Annotated in this window: 19 protein-coding genes, 2 pseudogenes and 1 other annotated feature; of the genes and pseudogenes, 6 read left to right on the top strand and 15 right to left on the bottom strand. The window is 66.8% G+C overall.

The annotated features are described in order from the left end of the window. Positions 1 to 111 precede the first annotated feature (111 nt). Both ACYQ5L_RS20320 and ACYQ5L_RS20315 read right to left on the bottom strand, forming a co-directional pair. A pseudogene (locus ACYQ5L_RS20320) lies at positions 112 to 177 on the bottom strand (hypothetical protein); the annotation flags it as partial. Between the two features lie 2,071 nt (positions 178 to 2,248). After that, positions 2,249 to 2,566 (bottom strand): annotated as a pseudogene (locus ACYQ5L_RS20315) (FtsX-like permease family protein); the annotation flags it as partial. Between the two features lie 30 nt (positions 2,567 to 2,596). On the opposite strand from ACYQ5L_RS20315, the gene ACYQ5L_RS20310 reads away from it, so the two are divergent. Then, positions 2,597 to 3,136 (top strand): transposase, encoded by a 540-nt coding sequence (locus ACYQ5L_RS20310; RefSeq protein WP_459963686.1) that lies wholly within the window; start codon positions 2,597 to 2,599, stop codon positions 3,134 to 3,136. After that, positions 2,884 to 3,013, top strand: a sequence feature (AL1L pseudoknot). (Overlaps the previous gene by 130 nt.) Positions 3,137 to 3,160: 24 nt before the next feature. Further along, positions 3,161 to 3,532 carry a DDE-type integrase/transposase/recombinase gene (locus ACYQ5L_RS20305; protein ID WP_459959266.1) on the top strand — a complete coding sequence of 124 codons (372 nt, stop codon included), beginning with the start codon at positions 3,161 to 3,163 and terminating at the stop codon, positions 3,530 to 3,532. A gap of 139 nt (positions 3,533 to 3,671) precedes the next feature. Here ACYQ5L_RS20305 and ACYQ5L_RS20300 read toward each other — a convergent pair whose 3' ends face one another. The 3 genes from ACYQ5L_RS20300 to ACYQ5L_RS20290 form a co-directional block, all read right to left on the bottom strand. Then, complete coding sequence (locus ACYQ5L_RS20300; protein ID WP_459959265.1) at positions 3,672 to 4,118, bottom strand: hypothetical protein; 447 nt, start codon at positions 4,116 to 4,118, stop codon at positions 3,672 to 3,674. Between the two features lie 151 nt (positions 4,119 to 4,269). Next, on the bottom strand, positions 4,270 to 4,467 hold the full coding sequence (locus ACYQ5L_RS20295) for a hypothetical protein (RefSeq protein ID WP_459959264.1): 198 nt from the start codon (positions 4,465 to 4,467) through the stop codon (positions 4,270 to 4,272). Next, positions 4,448 to 4,939 carry a DUF6326 family protein gene (locus tag ACYQ5L_RS20290; protein WP_459959263.1) on the bottom strand — a complete coding sequence of 164 codons (492 nt, stop codon included), beginning with the start codon at positions 4,937 to 4,939 and terminating at the stop codon, positions 4,448 to 4,450. Before ACYQ5L_RS20290 ends, ACYQ5L_RS20295 begins: the two co-directional genes overlap by 20 nt. Before the next feature lie 156 nt (positions 4,940 to 5,095). Here ACYQ5L_RS20290 and ACYQ5L_RS20285 point away from each other — a divergent pair, with 156 nt between their 5' ends. The 3 genes from ACYQ5L_RS20285 (at position 5,096) to ACYQ5L_RS20275 (ending at position 8,998) form a co-directional block, all read left to right on the top strand. Continuing rightward, positions 5,096 to 6,235, top strand: coding sequence for a sensor histidine kinase (locus ACYQ5L_RS20285; RefSeq protein WP_459959262.1), 1,140 nt, complete (start codon positions 5,096 to 5,098; stop codon positions 6,233 to 6,235). After that, a complete protein-coding gene (locus tag ACYQ5L_RS20280) occupies positions 6,232 to 6,888 on the top strand; it encodes a response regulator (RefSeq protein WP_459959261.1) in 657 nt (218 codons plus the stop codon). Before ACYQ5L_RS20285 ends, ACYQ5L_RS20280 begins: the two co-directional genes overlap by 4 nt. A 490-nt stretch (positions 6,889 to 7,378) precedes the next feature. Next, the gene (locus ACYQ5L_RS20275) at positions 7,379 to 8,998 is read left to right on the top strand and encodes a cytochrome P450 (RefSeq protein WP_459959260.1); all 1,620 of its coding nucleotides are present in this window, start codon (positions 7,379 to 7,381) and stop codon (positions 8,996 to 8,998) included. Between the two features lie 166 nt (positions 8,999 to 9,164). Here the strand turns inward: ACYQ5L_RS20275 and ACYQ5L_RS20270 are convergent, their stop codons facing one another. The 3 genes from ACYQ5L_RS20270 to ACYQ5L_RS20260 all read right to left on the bottom strand — a co-directional run bounded on the left by ACYQ5L_RS20270 (position 9,165) and on the right by ACYQ5L_RS20260 (position 11,068). Beyond that, on the bottom strand, positions 9,165 to 9,395 hold the full coding sequence (locus tag ACYQ5L_RS20270; protein ID WP_459959259.1) for a hypothetical protein: 231 nt from the start codon (positions 9,393 to 9,395) through the stop codon (positions 9,165 to 9,167). An 81-nt stretch (positions 9,396 to 9,476) separates the two neighbouring features. Next, on the bottom strand, positions 9,477 to 10,103 hold the full coding sequence (locus ACYQ5L_RS20265; protein WP_459959258.1) for a hypothetical protein: 627 nt from the start codon (positions 10,101 to 10,103) through the stop codon (positions 9,477 to 9,479). 278 nt (positions 10,104 to 10,381) lie between these two features. Further along, a complete protein-coding gene (locus ACYQ5L_RS20260; RefSeq protein ID WP_459959257.1) occupies positions 10,382 to 11,068 on the bottom strand; it encodes a hypothetical protein in 687 nt (228 codons plus the stop codon). A gap of 657 nt (positions 11,069 to 11,725) precedes the next feature. On the opposite strand from ACYQ5L_RS20260, the gene ACYQ5L_RS20255 reads away from it, so the two are divergent. Continuing rightward, positions 11,726 to 11,866, top strand: coding sequence for a hypothetical protein (locus ACYQ5L_RS20255; RefSeq protein WP_459959256.1), 141 nt, complete (start codon positions 11,726 to 11,728; stop codon positions 11,864 to 11,866). 365 nt (positions 11,867 to 12,231) lie between these two features. Here the strand turns inward: ACYQ5L_RS20255 and ACYQ5L_RS20250 are convergent, their stop codons facing one another. From ACYQ5L_RS20250 to ACYQ5L_RS20220, 7 genes are read right to left on the bottom strand one after another with little or no spacing between them, the layout of a single operon-like run. Beyond that, on the bottom strand, positions 12,232 to 12,858 hold the full coding sequence (locus ACYQ5L_RS20250) for a hypothetical protein (RefSeq protein ID WP_459959255.1): 627 nt from the start codon (positions 12,856 to 12,858) through the stop codon (positions 12,232 to 12,234). Between the two features lie 26 nt (positions 12,859 to 12,884). Beyond that, the gene (locus tag ACYQ5L_RS20245; RefSeq protein WP_459959254.1) at positions 12,885 to 13,856 is read right to left on the bottom strand and encodes an MlaD family protein; all 972 of its coding nucleotides are present in this window, start codon (positions 13,854 to 13,856) and stop codon (positions 12,885 to 12,887) included. Then, positions 13,853 to 14,932 (bottom strand): MlaD family protein, encoded by a 1,080-nt coding sequence (locus ACYQ5L_RS20240; RefSeq protein WP_459959253.1) that lies wholly within the window; start codon positions 14,930 to 14,932, stop codon positions 13,853 to 13,855. Before ACYQ5L_RS20240 ends, ACYQ5L_RS20245 begins: the two co-directional genes overlap by 4 nt. Beyond that, a complete protein-coding gene (locus tag ACYQ5L_RS20235; protein ID WP_459959252.1) occupies positions 14,929 to 16,029 on the bottom strand; it encodes an MlaD family protein in 1,101 nt (366 codons plus the stop codon). The genes ACYQ5L_RS20240 and ACYQ5L_RS20235 overlap by 4 nt, the downstream gene beginning before the upstream one ends. Before the next feature lies 1 nt (position 16,030). Next, a complete protein-coding gene (locus ACYQ5L_RS20230; RefSeq protein WP_459959251.1) occupies positions 16,031 to 17,101 on the bottom strand; it encodes an MlaD family protein in 1,071 nt (356 codons plus the stop codon). After that, positions 17,089 to 18,111 (bottom strand): MlaD family protein, encoded by a 1,023-nt coding sequence (locus ACYQ5L_RS20225; RefSeq protein ID WP_459959250.1) that lies wholly within the window; start codon positions 18,109 to 18,111, stop codon positions 17,089 to 17,091. Before ACYQ5L_RS20225 ends, ACYQ5L_RS20230 begins: the two co-directional genes overlap by 13 nt. Then, the gene (locus tag ACYQ5L_RS20220; protein WP_459959249.1) at positions 18,108 to 19,160 is read right to left on the bottom strand and encodes an MlaD family protein; all 1,053 of its coding nucleotides are present in this window, start codon (positions 19,158 to 19,160) and stop codon (positions 18,108 to 18,110) included. Before ACYQ5L_RS20220 ends, ACYQ5L_RS20225 begins: the two co-directional genes overlap by 4 nt. Positions 19,161 to 19,162: the final 2 nt, after the last annotated feature.

The following is a 19,162-nucleotide window of genomic DNA, read 5'->3' as shown; positions in this document are numbered from 1 at the left end:
CAGTGCGCCGCCCACCGCGATGGTTTTGACCGAATCGGTCAGCGGCAATGCCGTCGATTTCACCAGATATCCCGATGCGCCGGCCTGTACCGCATTGAGGACGGTCGTGCGGTCGATGGTGGATGTCACGACCAAACAGCGGGTATACGTCCTGTCGGTCAAGGGGATTCGGCACAGGGTGAGGCCGTCGCCGTCGGGCAGTCGCGGTTCCAGGACGAGGACGTCCGGATTGAGCAGCGGAGGAGCGTGCGCGCGCGGGCCAGCGTGGCTGCCTCACCGACCACGACCAGTTTCGGATCAAGGTCGAGAATCGCCCGTGCCTGGCGGGCGGACGGGTAATTCGCTGTCGACGAGGAACACCCGGACCTGTCGCCCAGCCGGTGAAGGCTTGTCGTGCTCCGATGCCGGCGCGCTGTCCATCGCAGTAACGATGCGCCATCGGGAGGGTCCGGGCACGATGACGAAAGGCATCCGACGCGGGACTTTGGACACCGATCCGGCGTACCGGTGGGATTTGGTCCCGAATGGTTGATTCGGGACCAAGGTCCTTGTTCTCTCCCATCAGCGCCCGTGGGGATGACCGCTGGCCACTGTTTGCGGCGAAGGTTCGGCGTCCCGGAATCGGTTGCGGTAGTAGGTTTCCGGAGCAGGGGACGCCGAATGCTATCTGCGCGCCGTTCCACCTTCCGGCGTGTGGCACCTCGGCTGTTGAGCCCAGCCGAGGTGATCTCGGATAGCCCGGCGGTGGCGGAGGGACCCTTCCGAGTGCCCACCTTTCGTCGCCGTCGGGTGTCGATCCGGCGAGGATACCGCACCACGACGGCACTGTGAATAGGACTCGCGGCTCGGCCGCGCCGAGGCGGCAGGGGATCCGGTCCGATCGGCCGACTGCGCGGAACATGCTGTGGCGCCGCGAGGACGAAGGTCCCGCAGCGGCGGGTCGATGGTCCCTGTTGCGCAGGGCGCGGGCGGCACAGAATGGCTGAGTGCCAGCCACTGCCCCTTGAAAGCCTTGGTGGCTGGCCCCACGTCGCCCATCGCGGTCGGTCCCCGGATGGGCTGGGCAACTCCTGATGATGGCGACGATGAACACGTGTGCGGGAGTGGCTCCGAGCGCGCGCATCGTCGCGATCTCGCGACGCCGGCGGATACCGACGAGCAGCAGTGCCGCCGATACGGCGATGAGTGACACAGCGAGCAAGCCGAATTTGAGGGTGGACATCGGTGCGAGGAATCGTGAGACATCCGAGGCGATTTCGGCCGCGTATCCGGCGGTGTCACGGACACGGACCGGCTGGTCGAGGGAGGCCGAGGCGATGTCGCGCATAACATCACCGGTCGTGGCCCCTGGTGCAGGGGTGATAAACAGCAGGCCGGGGCGCTGGGGTCCGAACAATTGCTCGGCTTGCTGGTAGGGCATATGTATTGTGCGGCCACCGGATTCCGGTGTCGCGATCACCGAGTCGACGGTGAAGCTCTGCATCCCTGTCAGGGTCGGCAACGACAGCTGGTCGCCTGGGCCGATGCCGTCCTCGCGTGCGAGCATCCCACCGATGACCAACTGTCCGGCGTCGAGGGCTGCTTGCGGAGCGAGCCCTGCCTGCGTCGCGTAGGGGAACGAAAGGTTGTCCTGCGCTTGGATATAGATCAGTTTCCCGGCGCGATGACCGACCTCGATCTCGGTCATCCGCGAGATTCCTGCTACCGACGACAGTGCCTGCAGCCCGGCGGTGGTCTTGCTCGAGAATTTCGAATCGAGCGGTCCGTAGTCGCTGAATCGGGTGGTGGTAGCCGCAACGCGCCCGGCTGCCTGAACGTCGGCGAGGTCGACGGAACTGCGGTTGATGGATAGCAGCAGACCCGACAACAAGACCGATACTGCGACCGGTACTGCGACTGCTCCAGCGAGGGCGGCCGTGCGGGCGGTGTCACCTCGAAGTCCCTGAAACGCGACCTGCACCAGCGCTGGCAGGCGCCCTACGACCAGGTCGAGACTGCGGACGCGCAGCAGTTGCGCGGCCAGCACACCGGCAAGGGCCAGCAAGGCGACCAACGCGATGACGACACCGGCGTTGGCCAGAGCGTTTTCCCACAGACGCAATCCGCCGCGTGCGGTGGCGAGTCGGGTGGCGGCTATCGCTGCCACCCCGGTCGCGGCCAGCAGCCCACATCGCAGCCACAAACTGCGCGGCGCGGCGTTGTCACGCTCCGAACGGCCAGACAACTCGCCCGCGAGCTCGATATGCCGCAACGACACGATGGGCACTGCCGCGGCGACGACGGCCAAAACGATCCCGATCGCACCGACCCAGTAGGCCGACATACCGCCCGCCACCGGCACCGCCACACCCAGGTATTGGGAGATCAGATCACTGGCGCTTGCCACCAGAGGCCTGGCCAGCAGAGCTCCTGCCACGACACCCTCGAGCGATCCCACGACGCCGAGAACGATCGCCTCGGTGAAGAACCCGACTGCCAGCAACGACGGCGCGGCGCCCAGGGCGCCGGTGACCGCGAGGTCGCGGCGCCGCTCGGCGATCGACAGCCGCACGCTCTGATAGACCAGCAGGCCCCCGACTCCCAGATGGTTCCCATCATGACGAAGCGTTACTCGCCCGAGGTTCGTGAGAGGGCCATCCGTCTGGTCCTCGAGCGCCTCGATGAGTTCGAGTCTCCGTATGCCGCCGCCCGCGCGATCGGCCCGCTGGTGGACGTGCATTACGAGACGTTGCGCGTGTGGGTGAAGAAGGCGCTCGCGCAGGGCGCGCCGCCGACCGGCAAGGCCGGTGCGGGGTTGTCGGGGGCCGAGCGTGAGGAGCCGGCGCGGCTGCGCAAAGGGGTCCGAGATCTCGAGCAGGCCAACGAGATCCTGAAAGCGGCCTCGGCTCTTTTTTGCGCGGGAACTCGACCCGCGACGCCGCTGATCGTCGGGTTCATAGACGAATACCGCCAGGTCTTCGGCGTCGAGTCGATCTGTCGTGCGCTGACCGCGCAGGGAATCCAGATCGCGCCCGGGATCTATCGCAAGGCGCGACGTCGACCACCATCGGCGCGCGATATCGCAGATGCTGACGTGGAGAACGTATTACGTGATCTGGTGGGGCGGCCGAGCAGATGTATGGCCGCCGGAAAATGACCCGCTTCCTGCGCCGCCGCGGCCATGATGTCGCGTTCTGCACCGTGGACCGGATGGGCGTATGTGGCGTTCGTGTTCGACGCCTACTCCCGGGCGATCGTCGGCTGGACCACGGCCGCGACTAAAACGACCTCGCTGGTGTCCAAGGCGCTCAACATGGCCGTGTGGCGGCGTGATCATTACGGGCACCCGATCGAGCCCGGCCTGATCCACCACAGCGACGCCGGGGCGCGGTACACGTCAGTGAAGTTTGTTGAATCACTTGCGCTGCAGGAACTCTCAGCGTCTATTGGATCGGTTGGCGGTGCCTGCGACCCGAAAAAAAGCCCCCGAAAACGCCGCCCGACTACTGAAACTCACGCGATCCGCTTTGGACAGGTTCCTCCGAAGGCCTAGTCACGGATTGACCGCGGTCTATCCGCCGATTCGCAGAAGCTTTCGCTGGTGGAAGGCGTGTGCGCAGTGGTCGTGTCGCCTTCCGGACACAATTGAGCGTGAATGCCTTTGCGATGCAATGGCATTCACGCTCTTCTGTCTAAAGGCCGAAGCTGCCGGTAGCGGGCTTGCCGGTGGCGGGGACCGTGATCTGGGTGAAGACGGTGAACTCCTCTTCCCACTTGTTCACGCAGCCGCCTCGGGTGTCGATGATCGAACCCGGCTCGAGTCCGCTGAGGGTCACCGTGATCGTCTGGCCGGCGCGGGCCAGCGTCTCGTTGCGGGCGGGCTCTTCGTAGCCGTCCAGGGGTTTGCTGTCGCCGAAGAAGACGCGTTGACCGTTGATGGCGGCTTCCGCCCAGCATGTTCCGCGGTCGTTCGGATTGCGCAGGGTGGCGCTCACCGTGCCGACATTGGCGCCGGTGAAGCTCACCTCGGGGGCGGTGAACGGCGTGTCCGCGCTCGCGGGTACGGCGGTCAGGGGGCCGAACGCGATAGCCGCGGCGGGAGCGAGAAGTCCAATCCTGGAGATTCGTCTGTTGATCACGTCGACCGATGATTCCACGGAATGCCCGCTATCCGTGACCATGGTAATCGGGGCTGGAACTATCGATCCGAACAAGCTAGCTTCGCTCGCGCGATATTGGTGTCTGGCGGGATGTCTCGGGATAGTTTGCCTACTCGTGGCCGATCAACCGTCAACTCCGCACGACGCCGTGTTCCGCAAGCTCATCGCCGGAGCCGCCGAGATAGCCGGGAAAATGCGTGCGGTCCTCCCGGCGGTGATGGCTGCACGCATCGATTGGCGCACACTGCAATTGCGTTCCTGCAATCCGGTCGCCAAAGGCCTGTACCTGCGTGACGGTGATCCTTGGTTCACGCTTGTTGTTGGGCACGAACGGTTTCACGGTCCGGACTGGTCGCCATGGTCGTCGAAGGCGCGGTGCGGGGCCAGGTCCAGGCGTACCGCAGGATGAGGGCGAGAAGGATCAATTCCAGTACGATGCCGAGGCCGTAGAAGTACAGCCAGGACGCGCCCACGATGTTGAATGCCGTGACGGGGACGTAGAGCGAAGCCACGATGAGGTTCGCGATGCGGTTCACCCTGGCGCGCAGCGTCATCGACAGCACGACCATGAAGATCGGGACGGCCACGAGGGTCAGTGCCGTGGTCGAAAAGGTCTGGGAGAGAGCGAATTCGAAGACCCTGCCGTCGAGGATGTCTTCGACGACGCCGGGCGTGAAGAAGTTGAGAATGTCCACGTAGGCGTACAGGAACATGAAGCTCGTCCACGCTGCGGCGAGCTTGGCTCGCACCGGGATCGGCTGGTCTTCCAGTGCGGTGGCAGGTTGGCGTGTTCTCATCATGGGCTCCGGTGTGGTGCGAATCGGTAGGTCCACGATTGCTGAGCCCCGCGGTGGGCACACCGGCCCGGAGGCCGGAGTTCGCCTGGCCGATGGCATGATCCCGCTCTCGTACTTTCGGCGGGTACGCCGAGGCGCGCCGCTCCCTAGGATGAAGCCGTGGTCACTGTCCGGCGCTCCATCTGGCATGAGCCGCGGCCTGTTGACGCCCCATCCATCGGTCGTCTCGACTGGCTGCTGGCAGGCGTGTTCGCCGCCGCCGTCTTGGTCGAGGGCATCGTTCGGCCGGGCTTGGACCGGCGACCCCTGGTGGTGATGCTCGCCCTGGTGCTGATGCCGGCCCTGCTCTGGCGGCGGGGCCGCCCCCTGATGGCGGCCCTGGTCGGGTGGGGCGTCGCCGGGCTGCTCGCGGTCCTCGAACTGACCGCGCACGCCGGAGACCTCGGCCTCTACTCGATGTTGGCCGTCCTGATCCTGCTTTACTCTCTGGTGCGGTGGGGCTCGGGACGGGAGATGGGTTTGGGGACGGCGTTCGTGACAGTCGTTGTCGCGCTGGGGATGTACGCCGCTTCCGCCGGCTGGGCCGACGTTTTCGGCGGAAGCGTTCTCTTGCTGTTGTTCGTCGCCCTCGCGGCGGTGTTCCGCTATCGCGCGGATCTCTGGCATCGGCAACAGCGTGAGATCCGCAATCAGGAGCGGGTGGCGCTGGCGCGCGAGCTGCACGACACTGTGGCCCACCACGTTTCGGCCATCGTGGTGCAGGCGCAGGCCGGTGGCGTGGTCGCTGGCATTCAGCCGGAGAAGGCTGCCGAGGTCCTGGCCGCGATCGAGTCCGAAGCGTCGCGAACCCTGGCAGAGATGAGATCCATGGTGCGGGTGCTGCGTGAGGACGAAGCCGCCGCCTACTCACCGCCGCTGGGTGTCGCGGACCTGCCTGCTCTGGCGCGCGCCGACGTGACGCCCACCGTCGAGGTCTCGCTGGACGGTTCGCTGACCCGGCTGGCACGACCCGTGGACGCCGCGCTCTACCGGCTCGCGCAGGAGGCGCTGACCAACGCCGTACGGCACGCTCGGAGCGCGACCCGCGTCGGGATCGACGTACGCCGGGAGGGCGACGCTGTCAGACTGCGTATCAGCGACGATGGACAGACCGAGCCGGGGCCGGTCCCCGAGCCCGGGTTCGGCCTGCTGGGCATGGCCGAACGCACCCAGCTCCTCGGCGGATCGCTCTCCGCGGGGCCGGGGCCCGCGGGTGGCTGGGTGGTCGAGGCGGTGCTGCCGGTGGAGGTGCCGGCATGAGCATCCGTGTTGTCGTAGCCGACGACCAGGACCTGGTCCGGACCGGGCTGGTAATGATCCTCGGCGCGCAACCCGACCTCGAGGTCGTGGGGGAGGCAGCAGACGGGCTCGCAACGCTCGACCTGGCAACCCGGCTGCGCCCCGATGTCCTCCTCGTCGACATCCGGATGCCCGGGCTCGACGGCGTCGAGGTGACGCGGCGCCTGGCCGGGCCGGACGTGACCGACCCGATGGCGGTCGTCGTGATCACCACCTTCGACCTCGATGAGTACGTCCTCGGCGCCCTACGCGCCGGCGCCCGCGGCTTCCTGCTCAAAGACGCCGGGCCGGAGCTCCTCGTGCAGGCCATCCACGCGGCGGCCAACGGCGACGCGCTGATCGCACCCAACGTCACCCGCCGGCTGCTGGCGACCTTCGCCGACCAGGCGCCGGTGGCACCGGTTCAGCCCATCGACCCGCTCACCGAGCGTGAGGAGGAGGTGCTCGCGCTGGTGGCCCGGGGCCGGACCAACGCCGAGATCGCCACCGAACTCTTCGTCGGCCTGAGCACTGTCAAGACCCACGTCGCATCGTTGATGACCAAGCTCGGCGCCCGCAACCGCGTCGAGATCGCGATATGGGCATACGACACCAGACGCATGAGAGCCGTCTAGGCCGATCCGAAGGGCGCCTGGGCCGCAACCTCGCCAACAGTCGCCTGATCGCGGATGCCGTGTAACGGTTCCGAATCACCGGCTTGGCTTGGTAGTTCGTGAGCTGGTGTAGGTCCGAACCGACGAGATGACGATGGACTGCCGAGACCCGGGATTCGCCGTATTGGGCGAACAGGTCCATGGCGGCATTGCGGAAAGTGCTTCAAGTGCGTGTTCGACGCTAACACCTGATCCGTATCCCCATCTGCCCGCCCCGGCAGGGCGGCTCACACCTGCGATCGTGTGAACGGCCATCCAAGTGACGTTGCGATTCCGCGAGGTATCGATTTGCGCGGCGAGTCCGAAGGTGGTTTGCGCCGAGCCCGCGTTGGTGTTGGCACAGCGGGATTTGGGTGGATCGCTGTCGGGCGCACCTAGTTTCGGTGGCGGCGCCGCTCTGCCCCCGGCCCGTATTCGGGACCCGCCGACTACCGCAGCGGAGGACACACGGATGACAACGAGAACTCTCGACCAGAAGCGCACGCCGGCAACCGAAGTCGGGGAAGACGTCCGAGGATTGCCGCTCGTGCCGAGATCCTGGCGTAATCTTCCCGAGCTGGCGAAGTTGCTCATGGTCTTCTCCGGGTGGATCGACGATCCCGGTGAGCAACTGCGCGATGCCGGCCCGATCTATCGGATGCCCTTTCCGAATCTGCCCTGGCTGCTGCGGAACTATGTCGCGGACTCCTATATCGACGGATTCTTCGGCGAGACCGTGCTGATCACCGAGCCTCGGCTGGTGCGGGAGCTGTGTTCGCTGCCGGCGGATCAGCTGGACTACGAGGCCTTCAAGAAGTTCCTGCTCTATCTGACCGGCGCGCAGGGCCCGTTCACGCTCGGCGGCCGCGACCATGTGCGGATGCGGCGGGCGATCGCGGCGGAACTGACGCCGGCGCGGGTGGAGAGCTATCGAGAGCGGATTGTGGAACTGCTCGACCGGAGGATCGACGAACTTCCGCTGGGTACCCGCGTCGAACTGCACGACTTCCACACCCGATTCACCCAGGAGGTGATTCTGCGTGTCGTATTCGGTTGGGACTGCTCTGATTTCGATGAGTTGAGTGCCGCGCTCCGTGCCGTGACGGACTATATCGAGTCGGAGACGGAGAATGGCAGACGGCTGCTCACCTACATGTTCACGGCCATGATCACCTTGCGTCGCGGCAAGCACCCCGCGGAGCTGTCGGCCCGTCCCGATATGCCGTCTCGACTCTTCGCCAGGAAGGGCTACCGCCTCCGCAAGCGTTGCGATGCGCTGATCTATCGCAAGATCGCCGAGCTGCGGGTCCGGCCCAATGACAGCATCGCCGCCCGGCTCATCCGGTACGGGGCGGGGGAGAGCCCGGCATGGACCGACAAGCGGCTGCGCGACGCGATCGCGACCATGGTGCTCGCGGGGCACGACACCTCGGTCAAGTCCTACGACTGGTCCGCGCAGTACCTGATGCACAATGCGGGCCCCCGGGAGAAGACGATCGCCGAGGCGCGTGCGGGCCGGACCGATCGCTATGCCCAGGCGGTGGGGATGGAGGCCTTGCGCATGGAGCCGCCCCCGATCGCCGCCATGCCGTTCCCGGCCTACCGCGATATCGCGGTGGGCGGCTATCGAATTCGCAAGGGCACCATGATCTACATTCCGACGACCGCGGTGCACTACAACGCCGAGCTGTACCCGCAACCGGAGCAGTTCCGCCCCGAACGCTGGCTCGGCACCACCCCCGATCGCTACGGCTTCATCCCCTTCGGCGTGGGACCGCATCGCTGCCCCGGCAGCACGTTCTTCCTCGTCGAATCGGCCATGGTGACCCAGCGGTTGTTCGGCCGCCTCGACCTCGAGCCCTGCCTGCCGGCGGTCGACGAAGCCCGCTTCACCTTCGGCTCGCGCAGCCGGGTCAGGGGCGATACCGAGGTGATCGTGCGCGCCCGCCGCGCCGCGAACGAGGTCCCGCGCTACCTGCCCACCCGAGACCAGCGATCGACGCCATGGCAAGACGAGTCGTTATCATCGGCCCCCGATACCAGGGACTCGGCCCGGTGCCCCTACCCGGGAGCGTCGCCCACATCGCTGTAAAAATCTCCACAACAAGGTATTTCGTGTCCCCGGCGGCGAACGATGCGTGTCGATATCGCGGCAGACCAGCCCCGAGCCCTGCACAACCTGGCCCAGCGTCATCCGATAGAAATGGGCTGCACCGTTGGGTCACAACGCACCGACCCGTATCGCTTGGGGAACTGCCTTATTGGCACACGGCGTTCCGGGCACGCTGATGAAGTGCCATGCGAACGGACCCGGCGGTAGCGATGAGCAATGGCGTGCCGATCGCTATCGCGGTGACGCCGAATACGATTCGAGCGTGGGTCGGCATGCTGAGTCCCCGGGCGAGGCCGACCAGGATGACGAACGTGACCCAGGCGGCTAACAGCAAAATGGCGGGCCAGCGAGGAACGGACGAGCGTGCGATCATCATTCTTTCTGTTCCTTCGGGGTGGATGTCTTGTCATAGGGGTAGGTCCGTTGTCTGCGGGGCCGCGTGGGTGCAGGACCGAGGTCACCTACCCCGGATGCCCCACCGGCGATCAATGCGCCGATCCAATAGCCGACACACTTGACGATCCACACCACGTATTTCCAGAACATGGTCGCCACCTTTCAGGCCACTGAGGGCGGAAGCGGTTCCGCTCGGGGAGGGGATATCGTTTGCCGCGTCATCCAAAAATCTTTCCGTACAGCCATTTGTGCCGTAGTAGGCGCCGAGTCCGATACCGGCTGCGGCGAGCCCGGGCAGGAACCCGGTGCCGAGCACTGCGGGTGCGGCGACGGTTACGTCGGCTCCTACCACGCCAGATGTGATTGCTTCTCCGGGGTCGACACCCGATCGGATGTCCCTGTAGATGCCGACCGGGGCCGAGATGATCGGTGCGCCGAACCGGCCGAACTTGGTTGTGTATTCGGCCGCGAGCAGACTTCTGTCCACCAGCGATGCGCTGCCGTCCAGTAACCCCGCCAGGGCAAAGTTCTGCGCCTGGGGGGCCAGGAGTTTCGACCCTTGTGTGACTGTTTGCCCGGTGAGGAATTTCGGTGCGTCCTTGGTTGCGGTTTCCAGTACCTTCTCGGTCATCGCTTCGAACTGGCCGGTCGTGGCGTTGTAGACCTGCCCGTCGCCTTGGAGCAGCACGACCTCACCCTTGTCGTTGAGGGCGGTGCCAACGATCGGCTGTGTGTCGAGGGTCCCGTCGGGGTTCGGCCGGGACAGCGTGACGATGGTCTGCCCGTCGGGTGTCGTGGTTTCGGTGGCGATGCCGCCTCCGGGCTGGACGTAGGAGTTGCTGGACGCGTGCCCGCTGGGTGTCTCGTATTAGGTGTGGACGTCGGTGGCGACCGGCTCGGTGGCGTCGGTCAGGACGCCGCGGGGGAGGGCCTGCACCCCTTCCTGCGGCACGTCGACGCCCTCGCTCAGGTGATCGGGGCCGGGCTGTCGCCGGACAGCAGCAACTGGGGGAGCTGGGTGAAGGTCCAGGTTTCGGGGGTGCGGTGCAGGACGTAGACGATGTCGAAGCGGTTGGCGGGCCAGGATTTCGGGGGTGCCGGGGTGATCGTGCCCATGGCGTCGAGGATGGCGGCGATGTTCTGGTGCTCCCAGCAGATGAGGACCGGTGCCGTCGCGGTCGTCAGGGCGGCAGCCAGCTCCTTTTCCTGGCCTTTGGCGAAGCTGGTATTCGGCGTCAGACCGAGGTCGGCGGCCAGCGGTGTGATGGTCTGCAGTGGGCGTTTGCTGCCGTGGCTGCCGGGATCGGCGGCGAAAATCGTTGCGGGGCGCGCCAATCCGGGGCGCAGTGGCGCGGGTTCGTCGTCGGTGGTGTGAGGGTCGAACAGGCCGGTCAGGGCGCCTGCGCGGGTCCAGCCGAGGACGGTGAGGGAGTCGGGGTCCCGGTCCCCGTCGGCGGTGATGCCGTGCGGTGCGCCGGAATCGGTGGGCTTCTCGGCGTGCCGGATGATCATCACCAGGTCCGCGCCGGGGCCGGGCGGGGAATCGGTGGCGGACGTCGTCGTCCGATCAGCGCTGCTGTGCTCGGTTCCGCGACCGCACGCGCCGAGCAGCGGAACCAGCCCGGCGGCGAGGAGGAGGGCTCGCCTGTCCACCACCGGAACGCTACCGGCGGCATGCCGGGAAACGGCGCCGACACACGCCTCACCGGCGCGGCCGCGCCGGTGACCATCGATGCAATACACAGTTCTCGAGATCGGAGTTGGCTGGGCCTGATCCCGCGAGGGTTGACGTGCTTTCGTGTGAATTCCCGATCCTTTCCTGGCCGGTCCGGACTCGGGGTGTGGTCCGCTCAGGCGGGGTTTTCGACGGGGAGCCTTTACCAGACCTCGATGACGGCGCTCTGCGATGCCGAGCGTGATCAGCGCGTCCTCGGGCAGCTCGGTGCCGGACTCATTCGGTGCCGTCGATCCGCGGGCCGCAGTGCCGAGGGTGGCGGGGTCGGCAGGTCTGCCGCAGGCTCAGGCGGGCTCGAACATGTCCACGACGGTGTACCGTTGTCTCGGGGAACCACCCGGCAGCAGTGTCTTGCCCTGGTTAGGATGCCGAACTCGGTGAACCGCTCTCGGTGTCGTACGACGAATTCGGGGACCGGATGCGAGAAGCGGTGCGCGGCCCGACGCCGAACGATGTCGGCCCGGACTCCGCATCGCGGGGGAGATTCACTCGGGTAGCGGTGGTGGTCTCGTCGTAGCGGATCGGTTCAGAATGATGAGCCGGTGCCGCCGAAGGGCCATGGTGGAATCGGGCCGTTGTCGATCACCACGTTGTCGTATCTGATCCCGAAGATCGGGTTGGCGTGGCTGCACGAGCCGGTGATGTCGGTCGAACAGGGCTCGCTGCTACTACCGCATCCGCCGCTCACGCTCGATGTCCTGTGCGCCGGAAGGTAGGCCCGGGTGACGCGTTCCACTCCGAAACCGCAGTTGAAGATCACGTCTACACGGTAGGTGTCGTCGGTGTCGTTGCGGCACCAGAAGTCGGTGCACGAAACCCCCGGGGCCAATACGGCCGTTGTCGTCGCGGCGGCTTGGGGAGCGGTAACGCCGCCGGCGAGAGCGAACAGGGGCCCGGTTAGGCCCAGCAGGGCTGTCAAACGGCGATGCATATCAACCCTTCATGCTTCGCGATCGAATTCGCGATCGAATCTACCGTCCAGGCCCGGGTCCGCGAAGGGTCGGATCGATCGTGCATGGGCCCAAGTTGTGTTGGCTTGCTATGGATTTCACTTTGTGATCATTGGCGATGCCGACGCCGGCTACCCGAGTGGAAGTGCGCCGTCGATGCCGCCGACGTCGGTGATCTTCCAGTCGGTGTCGCGGTCGACGGTGACGTTGTAGGTGACGGTGGTTTGGGCGCCGTCGGGGTTCTGGGCGTTGGTGGAGGAGACGTTCACGAAGACGTTGACCTTGTAGAGGCCGTTGGATTCGGAGACCACCTTGGCGGTGATGGGTTGGCCGGTGGAGGTCCATTTCAGGGGGGTGAGGAGCTCTTGGAGTTTGGGGGCGGTGGCGTCGAACTTGTTGGACAGGGCGGGAACGGTATTGGCCTTCAGGCGGGCGACCCAGGCGTTGAAGTCGGCGAAGTTGACCGTGGAGGCGCCGACGGCGTAGTCGGTGGCCGCTTGTTCGGCACGGGAATTGGCGGTGGCCGCGGCGTCGCGTTCGGCGAGATTGTCGCGGGCCGCCACCAGGAAGGCGCCGAGGATGAGTGCGGCGAGGGTCGCCACGGTGAGGGCGGCCGACAGTGCGAGGGTGGAGAGCGGGACGGAGACGGCGCGGCGTGGTGGGTTCGGCCGCGTCGGGCGTGCGGATTTCGCTTCTGCCGCAACGGGTTCGGTGGCGTCGTCGGTGGTTTCGGTCGGCTTGTCCGGTTGCGTTGTCATCGGGTCTCCCACTGTGTTCGAACGGGCTATTCGACGGTGATCTGCAGGCGCAGGGTGCCGTCGGGGGTGGTGGCGTGCAATGCCTGGCTGATGAGCGCACCCAGGTCCAGTTGGCTGATGATCGGGGTGGCCAGGGCGTACAGGGGTGCGAGCAATGGTCCGTAGGGGGCCATGGCGGGGCCCATGGCGTCGAGTTCTTCGGTGAGTTCGGCCAGGAACGGGGACAGGCCCAGGGCGGTGTCGGTGTTCTCGAGGAAGGAGTCCGGTGCGTTGCCTGCGCGGATGACGCGGGCGATGGAGTCGGCGACCTCGGCGACGCGGGGTCCGAAATCGGCCCACGGTCCGGAGGCGTCCAGCAGCGCCGGTTCCGCCCAGTCCATATCGGTGGCGTTGGCCTGCATGGCCAGCAGCATGCGGCGGATCAGGTCGGTGCGGCTGAGCAGGGTGGCGGCCAGCAGGTTGGTCGATCGCGACAGTTCCGGAATCAGGGTTTCGGTGCCGGCCACGGCCTGGCCGAAGGTGTGCACGATGGAGGCCAGTGCGGTCGGATCCAATTGCCGCACAAGGTCGGTGGTGCTGCGTGCGATGTCGGGGATGGAGGCCGGTGCGCTCACCGCGTCGGCCCGCAGGATGTCGCCGTCGCGCAGGTAGGGACCCGCTCCGGAGGAAGGCTGGAATTCCAGATACGCCTCGCCGAGACCGGACAGGCTTTCGATGCGCGCGGGGCTGGCGGCGGGGATCGGATGGTCGGCGCCGATATCGAGGCCGATGCGCACCCCGCCCGGCACATGGGTCACCTCGGTGACGCGCCCGACCTCGACGCCCGATAGCAGCACCTTCGAACGGGGCAGCAGCCCACCGGATTCCGGCAGGCTCATGGTCGCGGTGATGCGCTCGGAGAACCAGTGCACCCGGACCACGCCGACCGCCAGGTACACGCTGCCGAGCACCATGATGACGAGGATGCTGAGCAGGGACGGCCACGCGCGTGTTCTCATCGGACGACTCCGAGCATGCGCAGGGCGCGCACGATCGCGTCGATCTGTGCGTCGGCGGGCACCTCGCCGGCCGTGCCCTCGACGCTCACACCGGTGAAGTTCACCTTCGCGCCGCGCTCGACGAACGGAATGATCTTGTCGCGCAACAGGGCGACGAGACGGTTGAGATTGGACGGCGCGGTCAGATCCAGGGGATTGTGCGCCAGCAGCAGCGGGACGAACGCCTTGGCCGCCGCGTCCGCGGACCTCAGCAGCGGGGCCAGCGGTACCACCGCGTGCCCGATGACGCCGAGTGAGCCGACGATACCGAGGGTGTTCACCAGCGACTGCACATCCGCCGGAATCTCCCGCGCGCCGCGTTCACTGAGCAGGGCGTCGAGTTCCCGCGGATTCTCCAGCACCGCTTCCAGATCGCGCTCGAAGGCGTCCAGGGACCGGTCCAGCACATCCTGATGGGCCGCCAGGTCTTCGACATTGGTGCCGAGCCGGTCGAAAATCCGTGCCGTTTCCGACGTGTCGCCCGGCAGGACGGCATTGGTCTGGTTGATGATCTCCTGAATCTGCTGTGGCGCACCGCCGCCGACGAAGGTCGACAGCCCGGCCAGCAGATCCTCCACTTGCAGTGCGGGTTTGGTCCGGTCGAGCGGGATGGTGCCGCCCGGCGGGATCGTCGCGCCGAAATCGCCCGGGGGAGTGGTGAGTCCGATGTAGACATCACCCAGGATGGTGTTCTGGCGTAACTGCACGGTGGTGGTCGCGGGCAGGGTGACCGCGCTGGAGATCTCCACCACCGCTCGCACGCGGCCCGGGGTCGACGGACCGGGGTCGACCACGCCGATCGAGCGCAGGCTGCCGATTTTGGCGCCATTGGCGACCACCTTGGCCTGGGCGGGCAGGTTCAGCGCGTTCGCGAATTCGATGTGCACCCGGTAGGTCGGTCCCGGCACCGCGGCGCCCGGCATGGGCACCGACGCCGGATCGAACGCGCAAGCCGCCGGTAGCGCCGCGACGCCGGCCAGCGCCGCGGCGAGCATGCGCCGGGCCGATGACGGTGCGGCCGTGTCCCCGTATTTCATTGCGTCCCCGCCATTCCCAGGACCAGCGGCACCAGGTCCACATTCACCAGACCGTTCTCGGCGCCGCGACATCTGCCCGGAGCCAGCGAGTTGACGACCGCGCACACCTGTTCGGCGCTCTCCATCGGCAGCGCCACCCGCGGCGCGGCGTAGGTCAGGCGCGCCTGACCGGTCTGCGGATCGATGAACCGCTCGAACGCCGACACGATCGCCGGAATCATGTCGATGAGCTGCTGCAGGCTGCTGACCTGCGCCGCCAGCAGTTCGAGTTTCGGCACCGCCGCATCCAGGCCGTTGAGGATGGACCGGCCGTACTTGTGCGCGATGGTGTTGAACCACGGCAGGATGACCAGCAGCGAGTCCACGATCTGCGTGGTGCGCTGCCATACCTCGTTGATGAAGCCGAGCCCCTCATCGGCCTGGGTCAGCGCCACTTTGATGTCGCCCCAGTTGACCGCGATGCTCTCCACCACCGAGCCGAAGGCGTCGAGCAGCGAACCCAGATGACCGATGCCCGCGTCGCGTCCGTTCAGGGCGGCGCTCAGATCCTTGATCAGCTGGTTGAGCTTCTGCCCGGATCCCGCGGTGGCCTGATCGAAGGCTTTCACGCTCTCTCGCAGCCGGTCCTGTTCGGCCGGGTCACCGTGTCCGGTGAGCTCGTCGGCCAGCGTGGAGAAGGCCTCCAGCGTCCGGGTGAGGCTCTTGGGGGTGAATGTCTTCGTTATGCAGGTCTTCCGGTCCCATCGAGCGGGAGAGGTGTTGTCGCTCACCACTTCCAGATTCCGGTCGGCCACGATGGTGTCCGACACCGTGGTGGCGCTGACCTGTCCGGTCAGCGGATGCTTCGCATCGATCGCGAATTCCACCCGTACCGAGCCGTTCTCGGGTTCGACCGCGGTCACCGTGCCGACCGGGACGCCCAGCATGGTGACGTGGTTGCCCTCGTAGAGGCCGATGGAATCGGGCAGGATCGCGCAGTAGGCGTGGGTCGGCCGCATCGGGTCGAACGCGATGAGATATCCGGCGGCGGCGAGGAACAGCGTGGCGAGCACGCCGACCGCGGTGACCAGACCCTGGGCTGCGAGGATGCGTTTCATCTCAGCAGCTCCTGCCCGGCAGCGGGACGCAGACCGAGGGGCCGGTGAGGGTGATCGCCGACTGGTCGACCACCAGCCCGTCCTGCGGTGTCACCGCGGTGGTCAACCGGGTCTTGATAGCGCCCAGCCCGGTGAGCGCCTGATCGAAGCGCCGCCCCAGATCCTCCAGTGCGGGAACCGATTCGGCGAGCTTGTCGGCCAGCGGCTCGAGCTCGCCGCGCCAGGCCGGTTCGATGGCCGCGATCCGGGACAGCACTTCACCGGTCACCCGCAGCGATTCGGCGATCTCGGTCTTCTTCGCCAGACCGTCGGTTTCCAGCTGTCCGATCTTGCGCACGAAGGTGCCCAGCAGCGATTTGTTGGTGTCCACGGTGGTGAGGTATTCGTCCATGACCGTCAGGGCGCGCGACACATCGGTGTTCTGCCGGTTGATCAGCGTCACCAGTGATTCCACGGCGCCGCCCATGCGCCGCAGCGCATCCGGGCTGTTCGACAGCGAATCCTGCAGTGCCGCGAAGTTTCTCCGCAGGGTGTCGCCGTCCACCTCGGAGATCGGTGTGGCCGCGTCCTGGATGGTGCGAATCAGGCTGTAGGGCAGGCGAACCCGGTCGGCGGGAATGGCCCGGCCGCCGAGCGGCCGGTCACCGGCCGGAAAGGCGGCGATGTAGTGGCCGCCGACCACGGTGAGCATGCGCACCTCGAGGCTGGTGCGATCGCCGAGGAAGACGTTGTCGTTGACGGTGAAGGTCATGCGCACCCGGTCCGGCAGCAGCTCCAGCGATTTCACCGAGCCGACATGGATTCCGGCGATACGGATCTCGTCCCCGGCGCGCACGGCGCGAGCCTCGGACAGTTCGGCGGTGTAGGTGGCCTTGCCGAGGGACAGCACATAGACCAGGCCGGTGACGAACACCATCACCGCCAAGGCGAGTACGCCGATCAGTCCGAGGCTCAGTTCCCGTCCGGCCGCGGCCGCCTCGTACGGGTCGTGCCCGCCGGCCAGGGCGCTCAGCCGCGACCGTAATCCCCTGCGGGCGGTGGTTTTCGGCGCGGTCACGGTCAGTTCTTGCATATCGAGATCCTCTGGCCGCTGATCAGCACCGAGAACGGCGCGGGCACCTCGGCGGCGCCCTTGGAACAGGTCGGGTCGATCCGGCTCGCGCTAGCATCGGCGGGCGGCAGCAGATTCGCGAGGGACTGCAGCAGGCCGGGCAGCCGGCCCAGGACGTCGAGCGCCTGATCCGGATCGGGGAACAGCAGGCGCAGATCGTGTTCCAGCACCGGATTCGCGTTCTCGGTGAATCCGAGCGAAGTCAGCAGGCTGTTGAGCGGACCCAGCGCCGAGGGGGCGACGGCGGCGAAGTCGAGCAGCCCGTCGAGTTCGGTGCGGAACGCGGTGAACACGTCGGCGATACCGCGCAGCAGCGTCACCAGATGCGGTGACTTGCCGCCGATCTGGCTCGAGATCGCCTGGAGATTGGACAGAATCAGCGACAGCACCGCCTGCCGATCGGACACGTAGCGGCTGAGCTGTTCGAAAGCATCCAGTGCCGGGCCGATGCCGTCACCATCGCCCTCGATCACCGCGAGCACGTTCTCGGTGAACTTGTTCAGCGCACCGGGGGAGAACTCCGCCAGCACCGGTTGCAGGCCGTTGAACAGCTGCGTGATATCGAAGGAGGCGACGGTCCGCTCCACCCCGATGAGCGCACCCGCCGGCAACCGCTCTCCGGACGAATCCGGCTGCCGCACATCGACATACCGCTGACCGGTCAGCGTCTGGTATCGGATGGCCAGCCCGCTGCTGGTGTACACCGGCCGGTCGCCGCGCACGGTGAAGTCGATGACACCGTGTGTGCCCCGCAGCTCGATCCCGGTGACCTTGCCGACCTGCACACCGAACATCCGCACATCGTCGCCGACCTTCAGACCGCTCACATCGGTGAATTCGCCCTGATACGAGACGGTATCGCCGCCGACCGGCCGCAGAATGGCGCTGATCACCACCAGCAGCAATGCCAGCATGGCCGTGGAGAACAGTCCGAGCCGCCACAGCACCGCGTGAGTCGACCGCTGCCTCATCGCGTTTCCCCCGCCGGTGTGATGAGCGCCGCGAACGTCTGCTGCCCGAACAGTGGAATGCCGACGGCGGGCACGCCGCGCAGTGTGACGCCGACATTCACGGCCGGACCGTCCGGCGTGTCTGCGAAGATGCGGTCGAGCCGCTGGATCAGCTCGGTCGCCTCCGCATGGGAGACAGCCGGATTCGGCACGGTCGCCGCCAGCGCCTCGACCACCGGGACCAGCGGATCCAGCAGCCCGCCGAAGGTCGAGTCGACCGAGGTCAAGGTGGCGGCCAGCTGTTCGAGCACATTGCGGCGCAGCATGTGCACGGAGGCGTCGTAGCGGTCGCGCTCGGTCACGAAGATCTCGATGTCCATGATTGCCTTGGCCAGCCGGAACGTGGCCGAGGTGAAGGCGCCGAAGCCATTGAAGAACGAGGCGTATTTGTCCAGCAGATACGACGAGGGGTAGTGCTGGGTGTCGGCGACCAGGCGGCTCAGCGTGACGACCGCCTCGACCATGGGGGTGAAGGCGCGCAGATCGCCATTGAGCTGCGTCACCAGTGCGGTGAGCTCGGGTGTGAGCACCTCGGTGCTGGTCTCGGTGAGCGAGCGCAGCAGCGCCCCCATGGTCACATCGGTGACCCTGCCGGCCAGGTCGATGCGCTGCCCGTCGAGCAGCGGTGCGCCGCCGGCGCCGTCGCGCAGTGCCACCGCGCTGATCCCGAAAAGGTTTTCCGGCGCGTAGTCGACGGTGAGGGCGTCGGTGAGCCCCTCGGACTGCGCCGTGTCCAGCTCGAGGGTCAGCAGTTGGTGGCTCTGGTCGATGGGTTCGACAGCGGTGATGGCGCCGATCGCCACCCCGTCGTAGCGCACGGCGGCGCCGCTGACGATGCCCTCACCGATCTGCTCGGTGCGCAAGTGGATTCGGATGTGCTCGCCGGCGGCGCGCTCACCGTAGGTGTTCCACAGCGGCACCGCCGTCGCGACGGCGAGTACGGCGAGCGCACCGGCCGCGCGCGACCGCGTGCGGCTGATGCTGACTCCGGGGACTGCATAGTTCGGCATGA

This window comes from Nocardia sp. IFM 10818 (assembly GCF_054655275.1).
Note: the sequence above shows the minus strand (reverse complement) of the source record. Positions and strands in the feature narration are given on the sequence as shown.

Coding starts and splice junctions, on each gene's coding strand:
- ACYQ5L_RS20310 (WP_459963686.1), top strand. CDS start 2,597: ATGACGAAGCGTTACTCGCCCGAGGTTCGTGAGAGGGCCATCCGTCTG.
- ACYQ5L_RS20305 (WP_459959266.1), top strand. CDS start 3,161: ATGATGTCGCGTTCTGCACCGTGGACCGGATGGGCGTATGTGGCGTTC.
- ACYQ5L_RS20290 (WP_459959263.1), bottom strand. CDS start 4,939: ATGATGAGAACACGCCAACCTGCCACCGCACTGGAAGACCAGCCGATC.
- ACYQ5L_RS20280 (WP_459959261.1), top strand. CDS start 6,232: ATGAGCATCCGTGTTGTCGTAGCCGACGACCAGGACCTGGTCCGGACC.
- ACYQ5L_RS20275 (WP_459959260.1), top strand. CDS start 7,379: ATGACAACGAGAACTCTCGACCAGAAGCGCACGCCGGCAACCGAAGTC.
- ACYQ5L_RS20270 (WP_459959259.1), bottom strand. CDS start 9,395: ATGATGATCGCACGCTCGTCCGTTCCTCGCTGGCCCGCCATTTTGCTG.
- ACYQ5L_RS20250 (WP_459959255.1), bottom strand. CDS start 12,858: ATGACAACGCAACCGGACAAGCCGACCGAAACCACCGACGACGCCACC.
- ACYQ5L_RS20245 (WP_459959254.1), bottom strand. CDS start 13,856: ATGAGAACACGCGCGTGGCCGTCCCTGCTCAGCATCCTCGTCATCATG.
- ACYQ5L_RS20240 (WP_459959253.1), bottom strand. CDS start 14,932: ATGAAATACGGGGACACGGCCGCACCGTCATCGGCCCGGCGCATGCTC.
- ACYQ5L_RS20235 (WP_459959252.1), bottom strand. CDS start 16,029: ATGAAACGCATCCTCGCAGCCCAGGGTCTGGTCACCGCGGTCGGCGTG.
- ACYQ5L_RS20230 (WP_459959251.1), bottom strand. CDS start 17,101: ATGCAAGAACTGACCGTGACCGCGCCGAAAACCACCGCCCGCAGGGGA.
- ACYQ5L_RS20225 (WP_459959250.1), bottom strand. CDS start 18,111: ATGAGGCAGCGGTCGACTCACGCGGTGCTGTGGCGGCTCGGACTGTTC.
- ACYQ5L_RS20220 (WP_459959249.1), bottom strand. CDS start 19,160: ATGCCGAACTATGCAGTCCCCGGAGTCAGCATCAGCCGCACGCGGTCG.